The 20,848-nt window shown below is 36.1% G+C and carries 21 protein-coding genes; 8 read left to right on the forward strand and 13 right to left on the reverse strand.

All coding sequences use genetic code 11. The features are described from left to right. Positions 1–14 precede the first annotated feature (14 nt). The 6 genes from E1750_RS08400 (at position 15) to E1750_RS08425 (ending at position 5,195) form a co-directional block, all read left to right on the forward strand. Complete coding sequence (locus tag E1750_RS08400) at positions 15–1,130, forward strand: efflux RND transporter periplasmic adaptor subunit (RefSeq protein ID WP_133276344.1); 1,116 nt, start codon at positions 15–17, stop codon at positions 1,128–1,130. 82 nt (positions 1,131–1,212) lie between these two features. Further along, entirely contained in the window at positions 1,213–2,571 is a 1,359-nt protein-coding gene (locus tag E1750_RS08405) for a TolC family protein (RefSeq protein WP_133276345.1), read from the forward strand. A 5-nt stretch (positions 2,572–2,576) separates the two neighbouring features. Continuing rightward, entirely contained in the window at positions 2,577–3,869 is a 1,293-nt protein-coding gene (locus E1750_RS08410) for an efflux RND transporter periplasmic adaptor subunit (RefSeq protein ID WP_133276346.1), read from the forward strand. Positions 3,870–3,958: 89 nt separating this feature from the next. Then, complete coding sequence (tsaB, locus tag E1750_RS08415; RefSeq protein ID WP_133276347.1) at positions 3,959–4,627, forward strand: tRNA (adenosine(37)-N6)-threonylcarbamoyltransferase complex dimerization subunit type 1 TsaB; 669 nt, start codon at positions 3,959–3,961, stop codon at positions 4,625–4,627. 42 nt (positions 4,628–4,669) lie between these two features. Further along, positions 4,670–4,903: an addiction module protein gene (locus E1750_RS08420; protein ID WP_133276348.1), complete on the forward strand. Its 234-nt coding sequence runs from the start codon at positions 4,670–4,672 to the stop codon at positions 4,901–4,903. Beyond that, positions 4,893–5,195: a type II toxin-antitoxin system RelE/ParE family toxin gene (locus E1750_RS08425; protein WP_133276349.1), complete on the forward strand. Its 303-nt coding sequence runs from the start codon at positions 4,893–4,895 to the stop codon at positions 5,193–5,195. Before E1750_RS08420 ends, E1750_RS08425 begins: the two co-directional genes overlap by 11 nt. A 10-nt stretch (positions 5,196–5,205) precedes the next feature. Here E1750_RS08425 and E1750_RS08430 read toward each other — a convergent pair whose 3' ends face one another. The 5 genes from E1750_RS08430 to E1750_RS08450 all read right to left on the reverse strand — a co-directional run bounded on the left by E1750_RS08430 (position 5,206) and on the right by E1750_RS08450 (position 10,049). Continuing rightward, positions 5,206–5,733: a hypothetical protein gene (locus tag E1750_RS08430; RefSeq protein WP_133276350.1), complete on the reverse strand. Its 528-nt coding sequence runs from the start codon at positions 5,731–5,733 to the stop codon at positions 5,206–5,208. 15 nt (positions 5,734–5,748) lie between these two features. Continuing rightward, positions 5,749–6,576, reverse strand: a complete 828-nt coding sequence (locus tag E1750_RS08435; RefSeq protein ID WP_133276351.1) for a mechanosensitive ion channel family protein — start codon at positions 6,574–6,576, stop codon at positions 5,749–5,751. 109 nt (positions 6,577–6,685) lie between these two features. Next, positions 6,686–7,039 carry a hypothetical protein gene (locus E1750_RS08440; protein ID WP_133276352.1) on the reverse strand — a complete coding sequence of 118 codons (354 nt, stop codon included), beginning with the start codon at positions 7,037–7,039 and terminating at the stop codon, positions 6,686–6,688. A gap of 50 nt (positions 7,040–7,089) precedes the next feature. Then, positions 7,090–9,105, reverse strand: a complete 2,016-nt coding sequence (locus tag E1750_RS08445) for a thioredoxin domain-containing protein (protein ID WP_133276353.1) — start codon at positions 9,103–9,105, stop codon at positions 7,090–7,092. 44 nt (positions 9,106–9,149) lie between these two features. After that, a complete protein-coding gene (locus E1750_RS08450) occupies positions 9,150–10,049 on the reverse strand; it encodes a NifU family protein (protein WP_133276354.1) in 900 nt (299 codons plus the stop codon). A 159-nt stretch (positions 10,050–10,208) separates the two neighbouring features. Between E1750_RS08450 and E1750_RS08455 the strand changes: the two genes are divergently transcribed. Then, a complete protein-coding gene (locus E1750_RS08455) occupies positions 10,209–11,207 on the forward strand; it encodes a PorP/SprF family type IX secretion system membrane protein (protein ID WP_133276355.1) in 999 nt (332 codons plus the stop codon). A gap of 28 nt (positions 11,208–11,235) precedes the next feature. Then, positions 11,236–11,754, forward strand: a complete 519-nt coding sequence (locus E1750_RS08460) for a gamma carbonic anhydrase family protein (protein ID WP_133276356.1) — start codon at positions 11,236–11,238, stop codon at positions 11,752–11,754. A 222-nt stretch (positions 11,755–11,976) separates the two neighbouring features. Here the strand turns inward: E1750_RS08460 and murI are convergent, their stop codons facing one another. The 8 genes from murI to E1750_RS08500 form a co-directional block, all read right to left on the reverse strand. Beyond that, positions 11,977–12,753, reverse strand: a complete 777-nt coding sequence (gene murI / locus E1750_RS08465; protein WP_133276357.1) for a glutamate racemase — start codon at positions 12,751–12,753, stop codon at positions 11,977–11,979. Positions 12,754–12,860: 107 nt separating this feature from the next. Then, entirely contained in the window at positions 12,861–13,361 is a 501-nt protein-coding gene (locus tag E1750_RS08470) for an OmpH family outer membrane protein (protein ID WP_133276358.1), read from the reverse strand. Positions 13,362–13,377: 16 nt separating this feature from the next. Beyond that, entirely contained in the window at positions 13,378–14,865 is a 1,488-nt protein-coding gene (locus E1750_RS17980) for an OmpH family outer membrane protein (protein ID WP_133276359.1), read from the reverse strand. A 35-nt stretch (positions 14,866–14,900) separates the two neighbouring features. Next, positions 14,901–17,669, reverse strand: a complete 2,769-nt coding sequence (locus E1750_RS08480) for a BamA/OMP85 family outer membrane protein (RefSeq protein WP_133276360.1) — start codon at positions 17,667–17,669, stop codon at positions 14,901–14,903. Beyond that, entirely contained in the window at positions 17,602–18,342 is a 741-nt protein-coding gene (locus E1750_RS08485; protein ID WP_133276361.1) for an isoprenyl transferase, read from the reverse strand. The genes E1750_RS08480 and E1750_RS08485 overlap by 68 nt, the downstream gene beginning before the upstream one ends. A 4-nt stretch (positions 18,343–18,346) precedes the next feature. Beyond that, complete coding sequence (gene porG / locus E1750_RS08490) at positions 18,347–18,976, reverse strand: type IX secretion system protein PorG (RefSeq protein ID WP_262709731.1); 630 nt, start codon at positions 18,974–18,976, stop codon at positions 18,347–18,349. A 214-nt stretch (positions 18,977–19,190) separates the two neighbouring features. Beyond that, positions 19,191–20,075, reverse strand: a complete 885-nt coding sequence (locus E1750_RS08495) for an NAD kinase (protein WP_133276363.1) — start codon at positions 20,073–20,075, stop codon at positions 19,191–19,193. 48 nt (positions 20,076–20,123) lie between these two features. Next, on the reverse strand, positions 20,124–20,783 hold the full coding sequence (locus E1750_RS08500) for a CBS domain-containing protein (RefSeq protein ID WP_133276364.1): 660 nt from the start codon (positions 20,781–20,783) through the stop codon (positions 20,124–20,126). Positions 20,784–20,848 lie beyond the last annotated feature (65 nt).

The raw sequence follows: 20,848 nt of genomic DNA on the forward strand, positions 1-20,848 counted from the left end.
TTAAAACCATCAAAATGAAAAAAGGAGTAACCATCACAGTATTAGTGCTTATAGCAATAGTTTTTGTCGGTGCATTGTATTATCTATATGCCAAAAACCAAGAATCGCCTATCGTTTTTGAAACCGATAAAGTGGAAGTGAAGACCATAATTAAAAGTACTTTGGCAACGGGAAATATTGTCCCCGACGAAGAAGTACTGATTAAACCTAATATTTCAGGAATCATTGAGTCGGTCTACATCAAGGCGGGTGAATCTGTAAAAGCAGGGGATATGATAGCCAAAATTAAAGTCGTTGCCAATGTATCCTCATTAAACAACACTCAAAACCAAGTACAATCGGCCAAGATTGATTTGGATAACCAAGAGAAATTATTCCAAAGACAAAAGACCTTGTTTGACAAAGGAGTTATTTCTGCCAATGATTTCGATGCGGCTCAAGTAGCCTACAAACAGTCCAAACAAAATTATGCTGCAGCCAAAAAAAGTAATGATATTGTCAAAACCGGAACTACGGATGGTATGGGTAATTATGCCAATACGCTGATTCGTTCTACGGTAAACGGAATGGTTTTGGATGTTCCTGTAAAAGTAGGAAATCAAGTGATCGAAAGTAATAATTTCAATGAAGGGACTACCATTGCTAGTGTGGCCGATATCGGAAGAATGATATTTGTGGGTAAAGTGGATGAATCTGAGGTAGGGAAAATTAAATTAAACATGCCTATCGAAATTACGGTCGGAGCGATCGAAAACAAAAAATTTGATGCTGTCTTGACCTATATTGCCCCCAAAGGAAAAACAGAGAACGGAGCTATTCAATTTGAAATAAAAGCTACTTTAACCAATAGAGACAATACTTTTATCAGGGCGGGATTGAGTGCCAATGCCTCAATTATTTTAGCCAAAGCCGATAAAGTGCAGGCTTTGAAAGAATCCTTAGTTCAATTTGATAAAAAAACACAAAAACCTTATGTCGAAGTTGAAACAGGCAAACAAAAATTTCAAAGAAAAGACGTGGTCTTGGGGGTGAGTGATGGAATTTATGTTCAAGTAATTAGCGGTATTCAATCTTCGGATAAAATCAAAGTATGGAATCAAGGCTTGATTACCGAGGCTCCCAAACCCTAAACCTGTTGTGTAAAAAGTATGTATGTTATAAAATAAATGTTAAATTTGTGTAGTACCTTTGCTGCGCTTTCATTCTAAATATATGAAAAAAATTAATTATTTCTCGCTCGCTGTTATCTTGCTGTTTGGCTTGACGATTCAGGCTCAAACCAAAAAATGGACCTTGGAAGAATGCGTAAAATACGCTATAGATAATAATATTTCAATTAAAAATACCGAATTAGATACCAAAACAGCCGATATTGATAAAAAAGGAGCTATCGGAAATTTTATTCCATCCTTGAATTCCAATGCAAACCATTCGTGGAATATTGGTTTGAACCAAGACCCTACTACGGGACTTTTGCGTAATCAAACTACGCAATATTCCTCTTTTGGAGCAGGTGTTGGGTTTGATATTTACAAAGGAATGCAAAATCAAAATACGCTACGAAGAGCCAATCTTTCGATTCTTGCTGCCAAATATCAACTCACTAAAATGCAGGAAGATGTAGCGCTAAATGTGGCCAACGCTTTCTTACAAGTGTTGTTTAATAAGGAAAACTTAAAAGTACAGCAAGAGCAAAAAGCGAATAACGAAAAACAACTGGCTCGGTCGGAAGAATTAGTAAAGGCGGGCTCAGTGCCACGTGGCGATTTATTAGATATTAAAGCGACGGTGGCTTCCGATAATCAAAGAGTGATTAATGCCGAAAATGCTTTGCTAATTTCTAAATTGAGTTTGGCTCAATTGTTACAATTAAAAGAGTTTTATGATTTTGACGTAACCGATGATACGAATGTCAAAGACGAAAATAATATCTTGGCACAAACTCCTTTGGCAATCTATGACAAAGCAAAGGAACTTAGAACGGAATTGAAAATTGCCAAAACCAATTTAGAAATTGCCCAAAAGAATGTTGCTATTGCCAAAGGAGGATTTCAACCTACTTTGCAGGGGTATTATAACATTAATACTAGAATTTCCTATGCTAACACTTTCGATTTTCAAACCCAAACTTCGAAACCGGCAGATCCTTTCAGTCAACAATTTACAGATAATAAAGGGCAGGCTTTTGGAGCCCAATTGCAAATACCAATTTTTAATGGTTGGGCTGCAAAAAACAATGTAGAGCGTTCGAAAGTAAATCTTGAAAAATCTAAAATTGCGGTGGAGCAAGAAGAATTAGCTTTGCAAAGAAATGTTTACACGGCTTTTACCGATGCCAAAGGTGGTTTGAATGCCTATGAATCTGCAATTATTTCGGCAGAAGCAAGAGAAGAAGCGTATAAGTATGCCAAAGAAAGATATGCCGTAGGAATGATGAATTCTTTCGATTTCAATCAGTCGCAAACCTTATATACCGTGGCGCAGTCTGAAGTATTGAGAACCAAATACGATTACATTTTCAAAATAAAAATACTGGAATTCTATTTTGGAATTCCAATCATTAAAAATTAATTATTATGTCAAAAAAAACTATTTATATAGTAATTGGAGCAGCCGTTGCGATTATTGCTTTGTTGATTGTACTATCCAAATCGGGAGTTATAGGAAGCAAAGACAAAGGCAAATCGGTTGAAATTGCTAGTGTCAACAACACGACAATTGTCGAAACGGTATCAGCCACTGGGAAAATCCAACCCGAAATCGAAGTCAAAATTTCCTCTGAAGTTTCAGGCGAAATCATCGCTTTGAATGTAATCGAAGGGCAAGTGGTAAAAAAAGGCGATTTATTAGTGAAAATAAATCCTGATTTGTACACCTCCGGATACAATCGTACACTTTCTAATTTATCGGGAACCAAAGCAGGATTAAGTCAAGCTGATGCTTCGTTTAAGGAAGCCAAAGCTAATTATGATCGTAACAAAACATTATTCGAAAAAGGGATTATTTCTAAATCGGATTGGGACAAAGCAATCGCGAGTTTTGAAGTAGCCAAAGCCAACAAACAATCCGCTTATTTCAATGTGCAAAGTGCCACAGCCACGGTAAATGAGGCTAAAGATAATCTAGGAAGAACCACTATTTACGCGCCAGCCGATGGAACAATTTCGGTTCTTAATGTAGAATTGGGCGAAAGAGTTTTGGGAACCCAACAGATGGCAGGAACCGAAATTCTACGCGTGGCCAACCTCAATAATATGGAAGTGGAAGTCGATGTAAATGAAAATGACATCGTCAAAATAAAAGTGGGTAATGAAGCCAAAGTGGAAGTAGATGCCTATTTGAAAAAACAATTCAAGGGGATTGTAACGAGTATTTCCAATTCAGCTAGTTCGACGCTAACGGCCGATCAGGTGACCAATTTCAAAGTGAAAGTTAGAATCTTAAAAGAATCTTACCAAGATTTATTAGAAGGTAAACCTGCGACTTATTCGCCTTTCAGACCCGGAATGACCGCCACTGTTGATATTATTACCAAAACAAGACCTAATGTTTTGGCGGTGCCCATTAGTTCGGTAGTGGTAAAATCGGATACAATTCCAGTAAAATCATTTCAAGTGGACGACAAAGAGGATAAGGAGAAAAAGGCCGCACCCAAAAGCGATAAAAAACTAGAATGTGTTTTCGTAAAAGTAGGAAACAAAGCCAAAATCCGCATCATCAAAACGGGAATTCAAGACGATACCAATATTGAAGTGCTCACAGGTCTTAAAAAAGGAGATGTCGTGATCACAGGACCCTACACTACTGTTTCGAAAGAATTGAATTCTGGTGATAAAGTGACTACGGATAAAGTGGAAGAGAAGAAATAGTGTTCAGTAATTAGTAAATCTAGTTTTAGGGTTTAAAGTTTTTAGCGAAACCACAAACCACAAACCACAAACTTTAAACCACAAACCTTTTGTCCTATATTTTAAACATCGAAACCGCTACCAAGAATTGTTCTGTTGCTTTAGCAAAAGACGGAAAAACAATTCTATGCAAAGAAATTGCCGAAGAAGGCTATTCGCACGCGGAACGTTTGCACGTTTTTATTGAAGAAATTATCAAAGAAGTTGGAATTACTTATCAAGACATTTCGGCGATTGCTGTGAGTCAAGGTCCAGGTTCTTACACCGGATTGCGTATTGGTGTTTCTGCTGCGAAAGGGTTGTGCTTTGCCTTGGATATTCCGCTAATTGCAGTAGATACTTTGCAGGTTTTAGCCTCGCAAGCCAAGGTTTCCAGCGGATTGATAATTCCGATGCTCGATGCTCGAAGAATGGAAGTGTATAGCGCTATTTTTACTCCAAATTTCGAAAGCAAAAGAGTCGTTCAAGCTGAAATTATCACCGAAAACTCCTTTGAAGATTTACAGGAAACGCTCTATTTTGTAGGCGATTGTGCCGAGAAATGCAAACCAGTTTTGACCAAGGACAACTTCATTTTCTTAGAAGAAATCAAATATCCATCAGCTAGAGAAATGAGTTTGCTAAGTTTTGAAAAACACCAAAAAAACGACTTTGTAGATGTCGCTTATTTTGAACCCTATTATTTGAAGGATTTTATGATGACCGTTTCGAAGAAATAATTGTTTATCTTTGTTTGAAGAACTCTATCTAAATCCTTTGTTATGAATGCTATCCGACAATTTATTGAAGTAAAAAACAATACTTTTAATGTGGTACTTCCCGAGGGATTTACTGCCAAAACAGTAGAAGTAATCATTATGCCTATGGATGTTGAAGATGATATTCCGCAATGGCAAAAAGATATTGTTTCTGAACGAGTGGCATCCATTAAACAAAATCCCGAGTTGTTAATTGATGAAGAGCAATTTTGGAAAGACATAGAAAATGCGCGCTAAAGTTAAGTACGCTATTTTTGTTAAAGAAGATATTTTAGAATCTGTAAATTGGTACAATTGCGCTCAAAAAGGCTTAGGAGTTCGATTTTTGAAAGAAGTAAAAGAAAAAATTAATTACATCGCTGAAAATCCAGAAGCTATTCAAGTAAGGTATCAAGATGTTCAAATAGCTGTGGCAAAAACATTTCCGTATACAATTCATTTTCGTTTCCTAAAAGATGAAAATACGATATGGATTTTAGGAGTTTTTCATTCCGCGATAAATCCCGATAAATGGTTAAAACGCTTATAAACGTCAAATGTCAGTAACTTTTCCATTGAGTTGTTTTGCCATTTATAAATTCTTCAATCATAAAAATGTTATATTTAGTATCGTAATAAATGCTTGTTTTAAGTTTGAATTTTAAACTATCAACATTTATAGATACTGCTTTAAATGTCTCATTTCCATTTTTGCCTATCTTATACAAAAAAAACTTCCCTATATTTTGATATTCATAAACGGTATCTTTAGAAATAGACATTATTAAAGACTCTTTATCATTTTTAGTTCCTTTGTGACTTGAAAAATATTGACCTTTTTTCTTTGTAAAAATTGAAGTGTCCTTATTGATAATATTATTAACAGACGAATTATTTATTAAAATTATTTTGTCTTTAAGGTAAATAATTTCATAAAAATTTGACTTGCCATTATTTGAATATAAAAAATGTTTTGTTTCATCTCTCTTACAAGAAACAAGAATTAGAAACTGAAAAAATATTAGAAAATATAAATTTATAATATTTTTTCTTTTTAAAATATTAATACTCTCTTTCGCCTTTTTCATAAACTCCTGATTTCTTTACTTATTCTTTGCTGATGCTTCTTTCACAAAAGGCTGAATCACAATTCCGGCGGCATCAAACGCTAGTTTACAACTTTCCAAAGTTTCAGAGAAAACGGCGCCAAAATCAGCGTTGTTGGCCCAGGGTCTAACGGCGAGTTGAATCGAATTGTCGGTCAAAAGTTTTACACAAACTTCGGCTTCGGGCGTTTTTAATACTTTTGGGTTCTTGTTCAAAACGGTGGTAATGATGTCTTTAGCTTTTTTAATATCGGTATCGTAAGAAATCGAAAGCGTCAAATCGGCTCTGCGGTATCCTTGCAAGGAATAATTGATAATCGTGCCATTCGACAACGAACCATTTGGGATAAAAATAGTTTGGTTGTTGGCATTGATTAATTTGGTTACAAATATTTGGATTTCGCTTACCGTTCCTGTCATACCCATTGCTTCAATCGTATCGCCTACTTTGAAGGGTTTGAAAAGAATAATCAACATTCCACCCGCAAAATTGGACAAGGAACCCTGAAGCGATAAACCCACGGCAAGTCCCATTGCACCTAGAATGGCAACAAAAGATGAGGTTTCGATTCCAAGTTTCGAGATGAAAGTCACGAACAACAATACTCTCAAAACCCAAAGTAGAATATCGGCAAGAAATTTGGTTAATGTGGGGTCGAGTTCCCTTTTTACCATGATTCTTCGAATGAGTCTGTTGATCACTCGAATCACATAAAGTCCGACAAAAAGGATTAGAAAAGCCGAAATCAATTTTGGAGAATAATCGATTAAAACTTTGATAAAAGTTTCGGCATAATTGGCGATGTTTTCTGTATTGACTGTCATATTTTGTGTAATAAAAAACCTTCTCAAAAGGAGAAGGTCTGAATTTATAGGCAAATATACTTATAAATTTGTATACTTACTTTTTGTTTTCATCGATTTTTTGCACCGCTTATTCGACAACTTTTACAGCGTCTGAATCGCTAGTTAAATCCGTTATTTTTTCTTTTACTGTCTCCGAAGTAGTGCTTTTGGCTAAATCTTCAGCTTTATCAGCATATTCACTAGCTTTTTCTTTCACTGTCGCAATGATGTTGTCAATGGTTTCCTCGGCAGCGGGTACATATTCCATTATTTTTTCCTTTGCAGTTTCTGCTAAATCTTCTACCTTGTCCACAAGTGGAGTGGCGGCTTCTTTTGTTTTCGCAATGGCTTCTGAGGTGAAACTTTCGGCTTGATTAGCAATCGAATCGACGTCTATATTGGCTTTGCCAAATAGGTTTTTGAAAAATGATGATACTCCCATTGTGTATTGGTTTAGAATTAGTTAACAATAATAAGGAATTTTATCCTAACTTAAATTAAATTACTAACAATTTTCTGAAAATCAGTACTTGGAGCAGCGCAGGTTTTGTTTTGGCAAAGATAAAATAGCGTTTGCTCAGCAACAAAACGGTCTTTCAAAAAGGGAAGTTTGGTTACTTTTTCAAGTCCAGCCAAAACGATATTCGGCAAATACAAAGCGTTGATTTTGCTAGCGTATTCTAATGCCTTTTCCCCACAAATGGCCAATTCCTTATTCTCTTCAGAAAAATGCAGAGCCAAATCCATCCAATTCGAATAAGCAGATGGATATTCGATAGTTGGAAGGATATTTTGTAGCATTCGCAAACTTACTTTTTCGTAAAAGGAGTTTTCAAAATAGATACTCAGTTGGAATAGGTTTTTCCCCATAACCGAATTCGAGGCAGGAATGACATTGTCTTCGGTTTCGAAATGAGAACTGATTAAGGCTTCATCTAAATTGGAAGTAAAGGTGAAAAAACCTGATTTTTCATCGTAGAAATGTTCCAGACTATAATCGGTCAATTGTTTGGCATATTGAAGCCATTTTTCGTCAAAAGTCACTTCATACAAAGCGATAAAGGCAGAAATCACAAAGCAATAATCTTCCAAATATCCGTTGATGGTACTTTTTCCGTTTTTGTGATTATGGTATAAATTGCCTTCACTTGACCACAAATTTTTGAGTATAAAATCGGCGTTTTTCAATGCCAAATTCAAATAGTTTTCATTTTCCAATGCTTTGTAGGCGTCAACAAAACCTTTGAGCATTATAGCATTCCACGAAGTTAAACATTTATCATCTAATCTCGGTTTGGCTCTTTTTTCTCTTTTGATATAAAGGATTTTCTCCCAAAATTGTTTCTTTTTTTGAAGTGTTGCTTCGGATATAGTATTACTTTTTGCAATGTCTTTGAGACTTTTATTTTGAATCAAAACATAGTTTTCGTCTTCCCACAATCCGAAGGAATTGATGTTGAACACTTGACTAAACAATTCGAAATCATCGCCTATAATGGTCTTCAATTCGGGAATTTTCCAAACATAAAAAGCACCTTCTTCGAGATGATTTTCGGAATTGAGACTATCGGCATCGAGTGCGCAATAAAACCCAGCTTCTGGACTCATTAATTCCCTTTCGATAAAGGACAGCGTTTTTTCGACCACTTCTTTATAAAGAGGATTTTTGGTCAATTTATAGGCGTCAGAGTATAACGAAACGAGTTGTCCATTATCATAAAGCATTTTTTCGAAATGCGGAACATGCCATTTGTTATCTACGGAATAACGCGAAAATCCACCGTCAACGGTATCAAAAATCCCTCCGTAAGCCATTCGAGTTAAAGTGAGATTAACAAAATCGAATAGCTTCATATCATTTTTTTGGAAAGCATAACGCATTAAAAAATGATAATTATTGGGCATCATAAATTTTGGCGAACGAGACATTCCACCAAAATCCAAATCGAAATCTTCTTTCCATTTTTGGACTAATAGACTTAAATCAGTGGTGTGAAATTCAGATTCAGATTTCAAGTTGTCGACAATACTCAAAGATTGAATTCCTTGATGCAGTTTCTCGGCATAATCAATCACTTTTTCAGAATTCGATTGATAGACTTGCTGCAATTGACCTAGAGTTTCCATCCATTCTTCTTTCCTGAAATAAGTTCCTCCCCAAATGGGTCTGCCATCGGGAAGTGCAACCACATTCAACGGCCATCCGCCGCGACGAGTCATCAGCTGAACGGCTTTCATATAGACTGCATCTACATCAGGGCGTTCTTCGCGATCGACTTTGATGTTGATGAAACTTTTATTCATGACCTCGGCCACTTTCTGGTCTTCGAAACTTTCGTGCTCCATAACGTGGCACCAATGGCAAGCCGAGTACCCAATACTTATGATAATGAGGCTATTTTTTTCTTTGGCTTCGGCCAATGAATTGACATTCCAAGCTTTCCAATGCACAGGATTGTTAGCGTGTTGCAGTAAATACGGACTGGTTTCTTGAGAAAGTAAATTCATTATTTGAGAAATTTGTTGACTCTAATCTGGAAACTGAAAACGCTTTATCCGTTGACAGCTTCCACTTTAATTTCTTCGTCGTTCAACATACTTTTCAGCATATTTTCTATGCCACTTTTTAAAGTAAAAGTAGAAGAAGGGCAACCGCTGCAAGCACCTTGAAGAACTACTTTTACAATTTTATCCGTTTCATCATAGGATTCAAAAGCGATATTTCCACCATCGGCTTGAACGGCTGGTTTTACATATTCTTCTAAAATATTGATGATTTGTTGGGAAGTGACATCAAGATGATCGAATTCTTGGTTTTTCACTTTTTCTTGTTCGGCTTTGGCAACAATCAAACTTTCGTCAAGTACAGTTCCTCCGTTTTCGATGTATTGTTTGATAAAAGTTCTCAATTCCAACGTGATTTCATCCCAGTTATTGATGTCGTATTTGGTTACTGAAATATAATTTTCGTCGATAAAAAGTTCTTTTACATACGGAAATTTGAAAAGTTCTTTGGCCAATGGTGAAGCTTCGGTTTGATCGATATTTTTGAATTCAACGGCACTTTTGGTCAGCATTCTGCTTACTACAAATTTCAAAGCGGAAGGATTTGGAGTAGTTTCGCCATAAACAGTGATGGGTTGTTTTTGTGTTTTGTTTTCAGATGGAGTAACAATGACGCCTCCGTCGGCAACAAATTTTTCGATTTGTTCCGCCACAGCATCTTTTACATCTTCCCATTCTACTATGCTAAATTTTTCGATGGCAATAAAATTTCCAGAGATATAAACTGTTTTTACAAACGGCAGGTAAAAAAGTTGTTGGGCAAGCGGAGAATTCTTGGTCTCATCGATATTTTTGAATTCAAAACTCTCGTTATTAGTGATGAAATCTTCGAATTCAAATTTTAAAATACTTGGATTTTGCGTTTCTTTGATGGTTATTTTTGACATAATTTTTTTAATTTTTTACAAATTTAACAAAGATATTTTCCACTATTGACTATATTTGATTTTTTAAAGAATAAATTAACGTATAAAACGTTTTAAGTTAAAATGTAATTCTGTTTTTTATTTAATTGAGCCCCCAATTCTAAATATAATACTTTTTGAATGAATCATACATTTAAGATTTTTATAGTTCTATTTTTTATAGCACACAGTTCCTTTTCGCAATTAGGAATTCCTGTCTATTCTGACTATTTGTCTGACAATTATTATTTGCTGCATCCCTCGATGGCTGGTGCTGCAAATTGTGATAAAATCAGACTTACCGCACGAAAACAATGGTTCGATCAGACGGATGCTCCGGCGCTGCAAACGCTAAGTTATAACGGAAGAGTCGGCGAAAAATCGGGTATCGGGATTATTCTTTTTAATGATAAAAATGGGTATCATTCTCAAAAAGGTGCCAAGTTGACTTATGCGCATCATTTGATGTTCTCTCGTGATGAGATTGATTTGAATCAGTTGTCCTTTGGGATGAGTGCCGATTTTTCTCAAAGCCAATTGGATGAAACTGAGTTTTTGCAATCAGGAGATTTTGACCCTATTATCAACGGAATTATAGTGCAAGATGCCTCTTATTTCAATCTGGATATCGGGGCCTCATACAATTATCTCGATTTTTATGTGCACGGAACAATACAGAATATTATTGAAACCAAAAGAAAAATTTATACCGAATTTGAAAGTGCCAATTTGCGAAAGTATTTGTTGAGTGCGGGTTATGTTTTTGGGGATGCAGACAAAATTCTTTGGGAGCCATCGCTAATGTTTCAGTTGGTGGATCAAACTAAAGAAAAGTCGATTGATATCAATATGAAGGCTTATAAAAATTTCGAATTCGGAAAACTTTGGGCCGCCTTATCGTACAGAACCAGTTTTGATGGTGCAGAATATTTGAGCGGAAGCGGTGTTTCCTCGCAAAAATTGCAATATTTCACTCCAATTTTTGGGGTAAATTATAAGAAATTTATGTTTGCCTATACTTATTCTTACCTTACTGGAGATGTCAATTTTGACACTGGAGGTTTTCATCAAATTACGTTGGGAATTGATCTAAATTGCAAACGCGAAAAATACCATTGTAATTGTCCTGCTATTAATTAAGCAAAATTCATCAAAATTAAATTTGTATATGCTAATAAAATCTGTCAACGGAAAAACCCCTGCTATTCCTGAGGATTGTTATGTAGCCGAAAATGCCACTATTGTTGGTGAAGTTAGTTTTGGGCATTCTTGCAGCGTTTGGTTCAATGCTGTTGTACGCGGCGATGTCCATTTTATAACCATCGGTAACAAAGTGAATATTCAAGATGGCGCTATCATTCATTGCACCTACAAAAAGCACCCTACAATTATCGGAAATAATGTGTCTATTGGACATAATGCTTTGGTTCACGGATGCACCATTCACGATAATGTTTTGATAGGAATGGGAGCTATTGTGATGGATAATTGCGTGGTGAATAGTAATTCTATAATTGCTGCTGGTGCTGTTGTTACTCAAAACACAGTGGTGGAATCGGGCAGTATTTATGCTGGAGTTCCGGCTAAAAAAGTCAAAGAGATTGATCAGTCCGATTTTGCAGGCGAGATTGAGCGTATTGCCAATAATTATGTGATGTATTCTAGTTGGTATAAGCCGCAAGAATAACTTTGAGACAAAGCAACAGTTTCAAAGCTAAAAAATCAGCCACAAATTACACAAATTACACAAATTACACAAATTTAGATGTCATAATATTCCACTAATCTGCCAAAGGCAGATTAAATTTGTGTAATTATATTTTTAGAAGCACTAAAATTTGTGCAAATTTGTGTAATTCGTGGTAACAAAATAACTGCGGAGTTTGCCCTACATAATATCTTATGGTCTTCAAAAATCTTTTTCAATTATTTCATATTGGTTTCTCAAAATATCCGACAGCACTTTTGGATTGGAGTTGGTATAAAAAATTGGTTTTCTATTTTCAATCGATGAAAAGCCTACTTTTTCTTTCAAAACATTTTGTGTTTGCCTCGCGACTGCTTCTCCTGAATCGATTATCTGAATATGCGGCGGAAGAATTTTTTTGATTTGCGGAATCAAATAAGGATAATGACTGCATCCTAAGACCAAATAATCAATGTTAGCTTCGATCATTGGCGCGAGATAGGATTCTAGTAATTGTATCATTTCAAGCGAGTTTATTTTTCCGTTTTCGATGAGTTGTACCAAGCCGTGACCTACCTGTTCGATGATTTTTGTATCCTGAAATTTTTCGACATTTTTATTAAAAAGTTCGCTATTCAAAGTGCCTTGCGTGGCAAGAATTCCGATGGTTTGTGTTTTCGAATGGGTCGCTGCAGGTTTGATGGCGGGTTCAATCCCGATAAAGGGCAAGTTGTATTTGGCTCTCAATTCCTGAATAGCATTGGTCGTGGCGGTATTGCAAGCCACTACTATTAATTTGCAGTCCAAACCAAGCAAGAATTCGGTGTTTTTGATACTTAGTGCAATAATTTCGGCTTTCGATTTTTGACCGTAGGGGGCGTTTTTGCTATCGGCTAAATAAATGGTTTGTTCGTGGGGAAGCAATTGATGAATTTCAGCCCAAATAGAAGTACCTCCGATGCCAGAGTCAAAAATTCCTATTGGGCGATTGTTATCCATAACAACAAAGTTAGGTGCAACTTTTTTAAAATCCTAAAATTGATCGTATAAAAAAAACGCTCAACCATTTTTTTTGTTGAGCGTTTTGTGAGTTTACTAGATTTTTCTTAGAAACCTAAATCTTTTTTAACGTCTACAGTTAAGTTAGGTCCGTCTGCAAGTAAAAGTGTAGAACCGTCAAGAACATATTGAAAACCTTTGGCTTTACCCACTTTTTGGATAGAAGCTCTTACTTTTTCGTAGATAGGTTTAGTGATTTCTTCTTGTTTGGTTTGCAATTCTTTTTGTGCATTTTGTCCGTAATCTTGGATTCTTTTTTGCATATCTTGAACCTCTTTTTGACGTTCTGCATTTACTGCATCGGTTACTGTTGCAGCCTCTGCGTCATACTTTTTAAGTTTTGTCTGAAATTCTTCAGCCATTTTTTTGTACTCTGCATCATAGGTTTTGCTCAAGGTCTCCAATTGTTTTTGAGCGTCAATCATTGCAGGCATTTTTGTCATAATGTCGCTTACATCCACGTGAGCTGCCTTCGCTTGCGCATTAATTGTTTGGCTGGCTCCTAAAATAAGTATTGCAGCAATTAGTAAAGTTTTGATTTGTTTCATCGTTTTAAATTATTAATTAATTATTGTTTGTATTCTCTTTTGTTGTTTTTAATTTCTCTTCTTGCGCTTTTTTAGCGGCTTCTCGATCTTCTAGTATTTTTTTTCTTTTTTCTTCCAGCGCCTTTTTGCGTTCTTCGATTATTTTGTTCCGATCCTCAATAGTTTTTGCTCTGGCATCGGCTTGTTTTTGTTTTTCAATTTCTGCTGCTGTTTTAGTTGTTGTTTCTTTCGTCGCAGCAGTTTCTGGAACAGTTTTGGCTGCTTCCGTATTGGTTTTAGTATCTTCTTTTACAGTATTCTCAGAAACCGTGCCAGTTTTTTTTGCGTCTTTAGCTTCTAGGGCTTGTTGTCTTTTCGCTTCTTGTGCTTTTTTACTTTCTTCCGCTGCTTTTTTGCGGTCTTCAAGCGTTTTTGCTCGGGCGTCGGCTTGTTTTTGTTTTGCTTCTGCAGCAGCTGTTGAGGCTTCTGCAGCCTTCGTGGCTTTCGTCTCGGCTTCATTTCCTGCAGTTGGTGGGGCTGCTGAGGGTGTCGGAGTACCGGTCGTTTTCTTGGCTGCTCTGTCCGAAAGAATTTGTTGCCTTTTTTCTTCTTGTGCTTTTCTATTTTCTTCTGCTAGCTTTTTGCGGTCTTCCAGTGTTTTTGCTCTAGCGTCGGCTTGCGCTTGCTTGGCGGCCGCCGCAGCTGATTCTTTATCCGCGGGACTTGCAGCAGGACTAGCTGTGTTCGCAGCAGCAGGTGCAACCGTACCGGTTTTTTTGGCTGCTCTATCGGCAATGATTTTTTGTTTTCTTTCTTCTGCCGCTTTTCTTCGTTCTTCTTCGGCTAACAATCGGTTGGCAATTACGGCATCGCGAGCAGCTTTTTTTGCATCTAATGATTTTTGTTTTTTTGCCAAATCAGGATTGTCGTACATGGCTTCTTCCTTGGCTTCTTTTTCGGCTTCTTCTTTGAGTTGTTTTTTGGTTAGCTGTTCTCTTTTTTCGGTTTTATTCAAAATACGAACAATTTGATCGCTGATGTCATATCTTCTTGCGGCAAAAAGCATCGTCATGTCGGAAGTTTTATCAAAAATAAAATCATATTTTTTTACTTCGGCGATGTCTTGCACAATTGAAAAAACCTGGTCTTGAATGGGTTTTGTCAAACCATTTTTCTGGGTCATTAAGTCTCCATTTGGACCAAATCTTTTTTGTTGATAGTCTAATAACTCGTTTTCAAGGAACGCTATTTCGCTAATTCTTTCTTCGACCAAGCCTTTTGTCAGCAAGGCTTTTTCTGCTTTTAGCGCTTCTTTTAGTTTGCTTATTTCTGTTTTTTTGGCTTCAATTTCTTGCTTCCATTTTTGGGCCTTTTGTTCTAGTTGGGTTTGGGCTTCGGTGTAACCTGGAACATTTTGCAAAATGTATTCCATGTCAATATAACCTACTTTTGTACCTCTAGTTTGAGCCTGTATCGAATTTGCTACAAATAGAGCCAAAAATATAAATAAATATCCTTTTCTCATAACTTTACTGTATTAGAAAAATTTATATCCAACTATTAAAATTGTTGTCCTATGATAAAGTGTGTTTCCCAACCATTAGCTTGTGGTCTTAGTAAACCGTTTGGCAAAGGCAATCCATCAAATCCATATCCGAAATCTATTCCCAATAATCCGAAGGCAGGCATATAAACACGCAATCCAGCACCAGCAGAGCGACTCAAAGCAAAAGGGTTATAATTTTTGAAAGTATCGAAAGAGGAACCTGCTTCTAGGAACGTTAAGGCATAAATCGACGCCGATGGTTTTAAGGTTATTGGGTATCTTAATTCCAAAGAATATTTGTTGTAAACTGTTGCGCCAACGGGTTCGCCAAGACTATTTACGGGTGTTAAAGAGCTATTAGGATACCCTCGTAAAGCGATTACTTCTCTTCCGTCCATAGCGAAGTTTTGCATTCCGTCTCCTCCTAAAAAGAATCTTTCGAATGGAATAATTCCTCTATCTTGGTTGTAGGCTCCTAGGAATCCGAACTCAACTAAAGCGCGCAATACAAGCGGACTTTTTGGAGTTCCAAGTACTTTTGTGTACCAATCTGCTTTGAATTTTAGTTTGTAATATTCTAACCAATTGTATTTTTTCTGATCTACTTTTGCAGGGTCGGCCGCGGCATCTTGATAATCCGACACACTGTTTGGAGTTGGATTGGTTTGACTTGGGATTGCTTCTAAATAATCCCCGCTGTTTACTCTAATGCCATTAGTACCGGTATATGAAGCGCCTGAATAAATGTATTTGTATTCTTTTTGGTCGCCCAATGTGGCATAATTTACGCCATTAAACAAAGAGTAAGGTAGTGTAAATTTACCAACTATACTAAATTCAGCTCCATAAATTGGAAATATTGGGTTGATACCTTTATTACTTCTTGATAGCCCTATTGTATAAGCTAAGTTTCTAGATGCTCCGTCTCCAAAGGTAAATAATCCGGTATTGTAGTTATGTAGATCATAATGTTGGTAACTAACCGTTTGTGACAATCCAAAATAATCATCTGGCACGGTAAGTCGTTTGTATATTCCAGCCGATATCGTCAAGATATTAAAACTACGACTTTTGTCCACTCTTTGGGTTTGGAAGTTATTATAAAACTGCTGCGTGTACGAAAAAGAGGTATTCAACTGCACCGGTTTTTGTCTGCCAAACCAAGGCTCCGAAAAGGATAAGCTGTAGGTTCTAAAATAGGAACTTGCTTGTAATCGCAAAGATACTTTTTGACCGTCACCCATAGGAAGGGGTTTGTAAGCTTCTTTATTGAATAGATTTCTAGCCGAAAAGTTATTGAATGACAAGCCTAAAGTTCCGATGAAACCACCTCCGCCATAACCTCCTTGAAGTTCTATTTGGCTTGCTCCTTTTTCAGTCAAAGGATAGTCGATATCTACAGTACCTGCGGCTGCATCTACGTTTTTGAATTTCGGCTCGATTGATTCCGGATCAAAAAATCCTAATTGCCCGATTTCACGAATGGTTCTGATCAATAAATCTTTATTGTATTTTTCTCCTGGTTTTGTTCTCAATTCTCGATACACTACGTGGTCGTTTGTTTTGTCGTTTCCGGAAATGGTTATTTTGTTGAAATAAGCAATAGGCCCTTCGGTAATTCGAATCTCAAAGTCGATAGAATCGTTGGCTGTCTTGGTTTCTACTGCGTTAATATTGGAAAACAAATAACCGTTATTTTGGTATAAATTGGTAATATCATCACCATCAGGTTTTGTTTTATCGGCGATTCTTTTCTCTAATAAAACTCCGTTGTACGTATCTCCTTTTTTGATGCCTAACATACCAAGCAGTCCCTCGTCAGAATACACAGTATTGCCTAGGAATTTGATATTTCCAAATCGATATTTATTGCCTTCTTCAACTTTTATTTTTATCATCAAAGCTTTTAAGTCTTCGTTATAAGCAACAGAGTCTGAAAGTATGCGGGCATCGCGATAGCCTCTTTCTTTGTAGGCTGCGATTACTTTTTCTAAATCGTCATTGTATTTGGCTTGAATGAACTTCGATGTTTTTAGACTTATCAAGGTTTTTCGCTTCGTATCTTTCATAGCAGCGCGAAGAGTCTCGGACTTAACCTCTTTATTTCCTTCAAATACAATGTCTTTGATTTTGACTTTCGATCCTTTGTCAATTTTTACTACCATGTTCACATGGTTGGTCATTGAAGTATCTATAACGGTATTTATGTTGACTTTGGTATTGAAAAACCCGTCTTTTTTGTATTTATTTTCGATATAATATTTGGTAGTGGTAATTAAATTTTCGTTAACTACTTTTTCTTTAGTAAGACCATTGTCTTTGATAAGTCCTTCTATTTTGCTTTTGTTTACGCCCACAAACTTTACCTCATTTAATTTAGGTAATTCTTCGACATGCAAATCAAGGTAAATACTGTCCTTTTCAATTTTATTGATATAAAACGTAATTTCATCAAAAAGACCAAGTTTTCCTAGTTTTTTGATGGCATTGCTAATTTCTTCACCTGGAACGGTTATTTCCTGTCCTTTTTCGAGGCCAGCAAATGTGGTTACAGTATTGGGGTTAAAACTTATTTTTCCTACGATATCAACCTTGGCAAGGATATAGGTTTTTCCTTGGTCGAATGGTACTCTGTCTTGTGCTTTAATTTGCGAAAAACTTCCAAAAATCAAAAGGCCTAGGAGTAACTTTATGCTTTTTTGTAACACTAAAAAATTATTTAATTTGTTCACTTGTTTTTCCAAATCTACGCTCTCTTTTTTGATAACTAATGATAGCCTCATATAAATCTTTCTCTTTGAAGTCCGGCCATAATACATCAGTAAAATATAACTCTGCGTAGGCAATTTGCCATAACAAAAAATTACTTATTCTATGCTCTCCACTTGTTCTAATTAATAAATCTACCTCGGGTAAATTTTGGGTGTAAAGATGCTCATTTATAATTGAATCGTCAATATCGTCTATTGAAATTATATTATTTTTAACTTTATCGCTAATGTTTCTTACAGCATTTACTATTTCTTCCCTTGAACCGTAGCTCAATGCTAGGGTGAGTGTCATTTTTGTGTTGTGCTTTGTTTTTTCTATAACGTCGAAAAGTTCGTCCTGAGCTGATTTGGGTAATTTTTCTAAATTGCCAATAGCGTTCATTTTGACGTTGTTTTCCTGCAGAGTTTGGAGTTCTTTCCTTAATGATTTGATTAATAATTTCATTAAAGTTTCAACCTCTATTTTGGGTCTGTTCCAATTTTCTGTTGAAAACGCATACAAAGTAAGGTATTCGATTCCCAAATCGGCGCAGGTTTTTATGTTATCTTTGACCGATTTTGAGCCTTTTTCGTGGCCAAATGCCCTCAGAAAGCCTTGTTTTTTTGCCCAACGACCATTGCCATCCATGATGATAGCGAGGTGATTTGGCAATCTGCTTATGTCGATTTCGTCTAGTAAATTCATTTTTTTATTCTGCGCAATAACAAGGTTTGTTTCCAAAGGTGTAAGTCAGTGTTAGCCCTGAAAAAACATACCAATCGTTATTATTTATATTTCCAAATTTTGTCCAACTGTCGTCTGTTGGATTGCTTCCGTCTAAATTATCAGTAAAGGTGTACCTTGCTCCAACTTCCAGTGCCAAAATCAAATGTGGCCATACATTCGATTTTATTCCGACTGTCACCGGAATGGCAAACGCACCTATTCTTTCTTGTGTAACAATGTTGCTTGAATCTAAATGGCTATCACGAATTCTTAAATAGTTAATTCCGGAATGAACATAAGGCGTATACTTTCTTTCAACTTCGTGCAAGTTAAAATCAAAAAAATTAAATTCAAGGCCTAAAGATACTTCTTTTATACTATTTCTAAAATGATATCCTCTTTGATTTCTCCCTGGTTCCTTAGAATCGAGATCGTCAGCTTGATAATAAGCGCCATTCAATGAAAATCGGTAGGCAAGCCTCGGATTTCTATTATACTTGTATAAAATTCCCATTGCTGGTTGGTTTGGAGCAATATAGGTTGTCGATCCAACATCGCCTATATAATTGCTTCCGCCAACAAAAACACCAACTTCATGAATTTGTGCGTTCATCGAAATGAAACAAAACAAAAAAATAAGTTTGAAAAATTTATACATTTAATTAAAAATTGCGTGCAAATATAATAATTATCAACGCCAATCAATACTCATTATAGTAAATGTGTAGTTTATTGGTAATTCGAAGCAAAATTTCTGGGAAATTACTGTTTCATTATTACAGAAACGGTAAAAAGTACGATATTGTATATGGCGAAGCGAATTAGATTTAATTTCTGCGGTCTTCGCCCCAAAACAGCTTGGTTCTTAGTGTTTTTAAGAAGGTCTCGTCAGGGATTTCCACCATATTAATTTGGAATGGGGTTTTCTTAATCGTAAGTATGGTATTGTTATTTACTGATGTAATTCTGGAGTCTAATGACACTAAATAATGCTCTTCGCGACCCGAAATCTTAAGTTTTATTGTGGTGTCATCGGTGATTACAAGTGGGCGTACATTTAAATTATGTGGTGCAATTGGGGTAACCACCAAACTTTGAACATCAGGCGTTAATATTGGGCCGCCGCAGCTCATCGAATAGCCAGTCGAACCTGTTGGGGTAGCTATTATCAGGCCGTCTGCCCAATACGAATTCAGATATTCGTCATTCAAATGCGTTTCTATGGTAATCATCGAAGTGGTGTCTTTTCGGCTCACTGAAATTTCGTTCAAAGCAAAATTAATTTCTTGAATCGATTCGTTTTCCGGCGAAGATGTTAGGCTCAATAAGGTTCTTTTCGAAAGGGTGTATTTTTTTTCGATTATAAATTGCATAAACGCTGCAATATTTTCTTTTTGAACAGTAGCCAGAAAACCCAATCTTCCGGCATTGATGCCCAAAATTGGGACACCAGAATCGCGCACTAAGGCTGCGGCTCTCAAAATGGTGCCATCACCACCAATACTGATGAGCATGTCAAAACTACTGTTGAGCTCTGAATGGGAGGAAAAAGTTTTGTACTCTTTTTTGACAATCTTTTTTTCGTATAAAACATTCAAAAAATAAGATTCAATAACCATTTCAACATTGTTCGAATTTAAAAAAACAAAGATGTCTTTTATAATCGGTTCCGTGCTGTTTTGATAGTATTTGCCGAATATAGCTACTTTCATTTTATTTATACTTTGCTCCCTCTCCATTGGAGACGGTTGGGGTGAGGATTACATGTTAAGGTATTTGTCCAAATAATCTGAGCGCTCTTTCAAGGTGTTGATGTAATTGTCTTCGAAATGTTCAGAAATAATTTCGTAATTGTACCTCCTGAAGGATTGAATAATTTCGTTCATTACTCCTAAATTTATTTTGACAGTGACTTGGGTATATTCGCTAGTGGATGCCGAAACGAATAATCCCAAAATTCTACCATTATTGCTTTCAATGATTTGGGTTATTTCTCCAATAGCATAATCTAGAGTCTTTTTTTGTACCACTAGGATTGCTCCATTTTCTTGTAAAAATGGGGTTTCGTGAAAGAAATTTAGAATATCATTTATTTCATAATAACCCAAGTATTGATTTTGTTCATTCAAAATAGGCACTAAATTCGAATGATTTTTCGCAAAAACTTCTAAAACATCCAGCCAAATCATATTTTCTCTTACAAAAAAACCTTCGAGGGTGTACTTGTAATCCAGCACTTTTTTGAAACTATCAAAAGTTTCGAGATCGTCTGAGGCGATGCTGCCTATGTATATTCCCTCCTCAATCACCGGAAAATGTGAAAAAGAACATTCGTCGAAAAAGTCTTGAACAGTAGCAATAGTTTCTTGACTGTCTATGGCTTTGTAATCATTGGTGATATAGTTGGTAATTTCCGTCATAAAGTCGGTCTGAAAATTTGATGCAAAATAATTAAAATTTATAGAATAACAGCTAGTTTTACTTT

It is taken from the genome of Flavobacterium nackdongense (assembly GCF_004355225.1).
Classification (GTDB): domain Bacteria; phylum Bacteroidota; class Bacteroidia; order Flavobacteriales; family Flavobacteriaceae; genus Flavobacterium; species Flavobacterium nackdongense.

What these genes read in the sequence shown, in the direction of transcription:
- E1750_RS08400 (WP_133276344.1), top strand. Translation starts at nt 15, where the DNA reads ATGAAAAAAGGAGTAACCATCACAGTATTAGTGCTTATAGCAATAGTT.
- E1750_RS08405 (WP_133276345.1), top strand. Translation starts at nt 1,213, where the DNA reads ATGAAAAAAATTAATTATTTCTCGCTCGCTGTTATCTTGCTGTTTGGC.
- E1750_RS08410 (WP_133276346.1), top strand. Translation starts at nt 2,577, where the DNA reads ATGTCAAAAAAAACTATTTATATAGTAATTGGAGCAGCCGTTGCGATT.
- E1750_RS08420 (WP_133276348.1), top strand. Translation starts at nt 4,670, where the DNA reads ATGAATGCTATCCGACAATTTATTGAAGTAAAAAACAATACTTTTAAT.
- E1750_RS08425 (WP_133276349.1), top strand. Translation starts at nt 4,893, where the DNA reads ATGCGCGCTAAAGTTAAGTACGCTATTTTTGTTAAAGAAGATATTTTA.
- E1750_RS08430 (WP_133276350.1), bottom strand. Translation starts at nt 5,733, where the DNA reads ATGAAAAAGGCGAAAGAGAGTATTAATATTTTAAAAAGAAAAAATATT.
- E1750_RS08435 (WP_133276351.1), bottom strand. Translation starts at nt 6,576, where the DNA reads ATGACAGTCAATACAGAAAACATCGCCAATTATGCCGAAACTTTTATC.
- E1750_RS08440 (WP_133276352.1), bottom strand. Translation starts at nt 7,039, where the DNA reads ATGGGAGTATCATCATTTTTCAAAAACCTATTTGGCAAAGCCAATATA.
- E1750_RS08445 (WP_133276353.1), bottom strand. Translation starts at nt 9,105, where the DNA reads ATGAATTTACTTTCTCAAGAAACCAGTCCGTATTTACTGCAACACGCT.
- E1750_RS08450 (WP_133276354.1), bottom strand. Translation starts at nt 10,049, where the DNA reads ATGTCAAAAATAACCATCAAAGAAACGCAAAATCCAAGTATTTTAAAA.
- E1750_RS08455 (WP_133276355.1), top strand. Translation starts at nt 10,209, where the DNA reads ATGAATCATACATTTAAGATTTTTATAGTTCTATTTTTTATAGCACAC.
- E1750_RS08460 (WP_133276356.1), top strand. Translation starts at nt 11,236, where the DNA reads ATGCTAATAAAATCTGTCAACGGAAAAACCCCTGCTATTCCTGAGGAT.
- murI (WP_133276357.1), bottom strand. Translation starts at nt 12,753, where the DNA reads ATGGATAACAATCGCCCAATAGGAATTTTTGACTCTGGCATCGGAGGT.
- E1750_RS08470 (WP_133276358.1), bottom strand. Translation starts at nt 13,361, where the DNA reads ATGAAACAAATCAAAACTTTACTAATTGCTGCAATACTTATTTTAGGA.
- E1750_RS17980 (WP_133276359.1), bottom strand. Translation starts at nt 14,865, where the DNA reads ATGAGAAAAGGATATTTATTTATATTTTTGGCTCTATTTGTAGCAAAT.
- E1750_RS08480 (WP_133276360.1), bottom strand. Translation starts at nt 17,669, where the DNA reads ATGAGGCTATCATTAGTTATCAAAAAAGAGAGCGTAGATTTGGAAAAA.
- E1750_RS08485 (WP_133276361.1), bottom strand. Translation starts at nt 18,342, where the DNA reads ATGAATTTACTAGACGAAATCGACATAAGCAGATTGCCAAATCACCTC.
- porG (WP_262709731.1), bottom strand. Translation starts at nt 18,976, where the DNA reads ATGAACGCACAAATTCATGAAGTTGGTGTTTTTGTTGGCGGAAGCAAT.
- E1750_RS08495 (WP_133276363.1), bottom strand. Translation starts at nt 20,075, where the DNA reads ATGAAAGTAGCTATATTCGGCAAATACTATCAAAACAGCACGGAACCG.
- E1750_RS08500 (WP_133276364.1), bottom strand. Translation starts at nt 20,783, where the DNA reads ATGACGGAAATTACCAACTATATCACCAATGATTACAAAGCCATAGAC.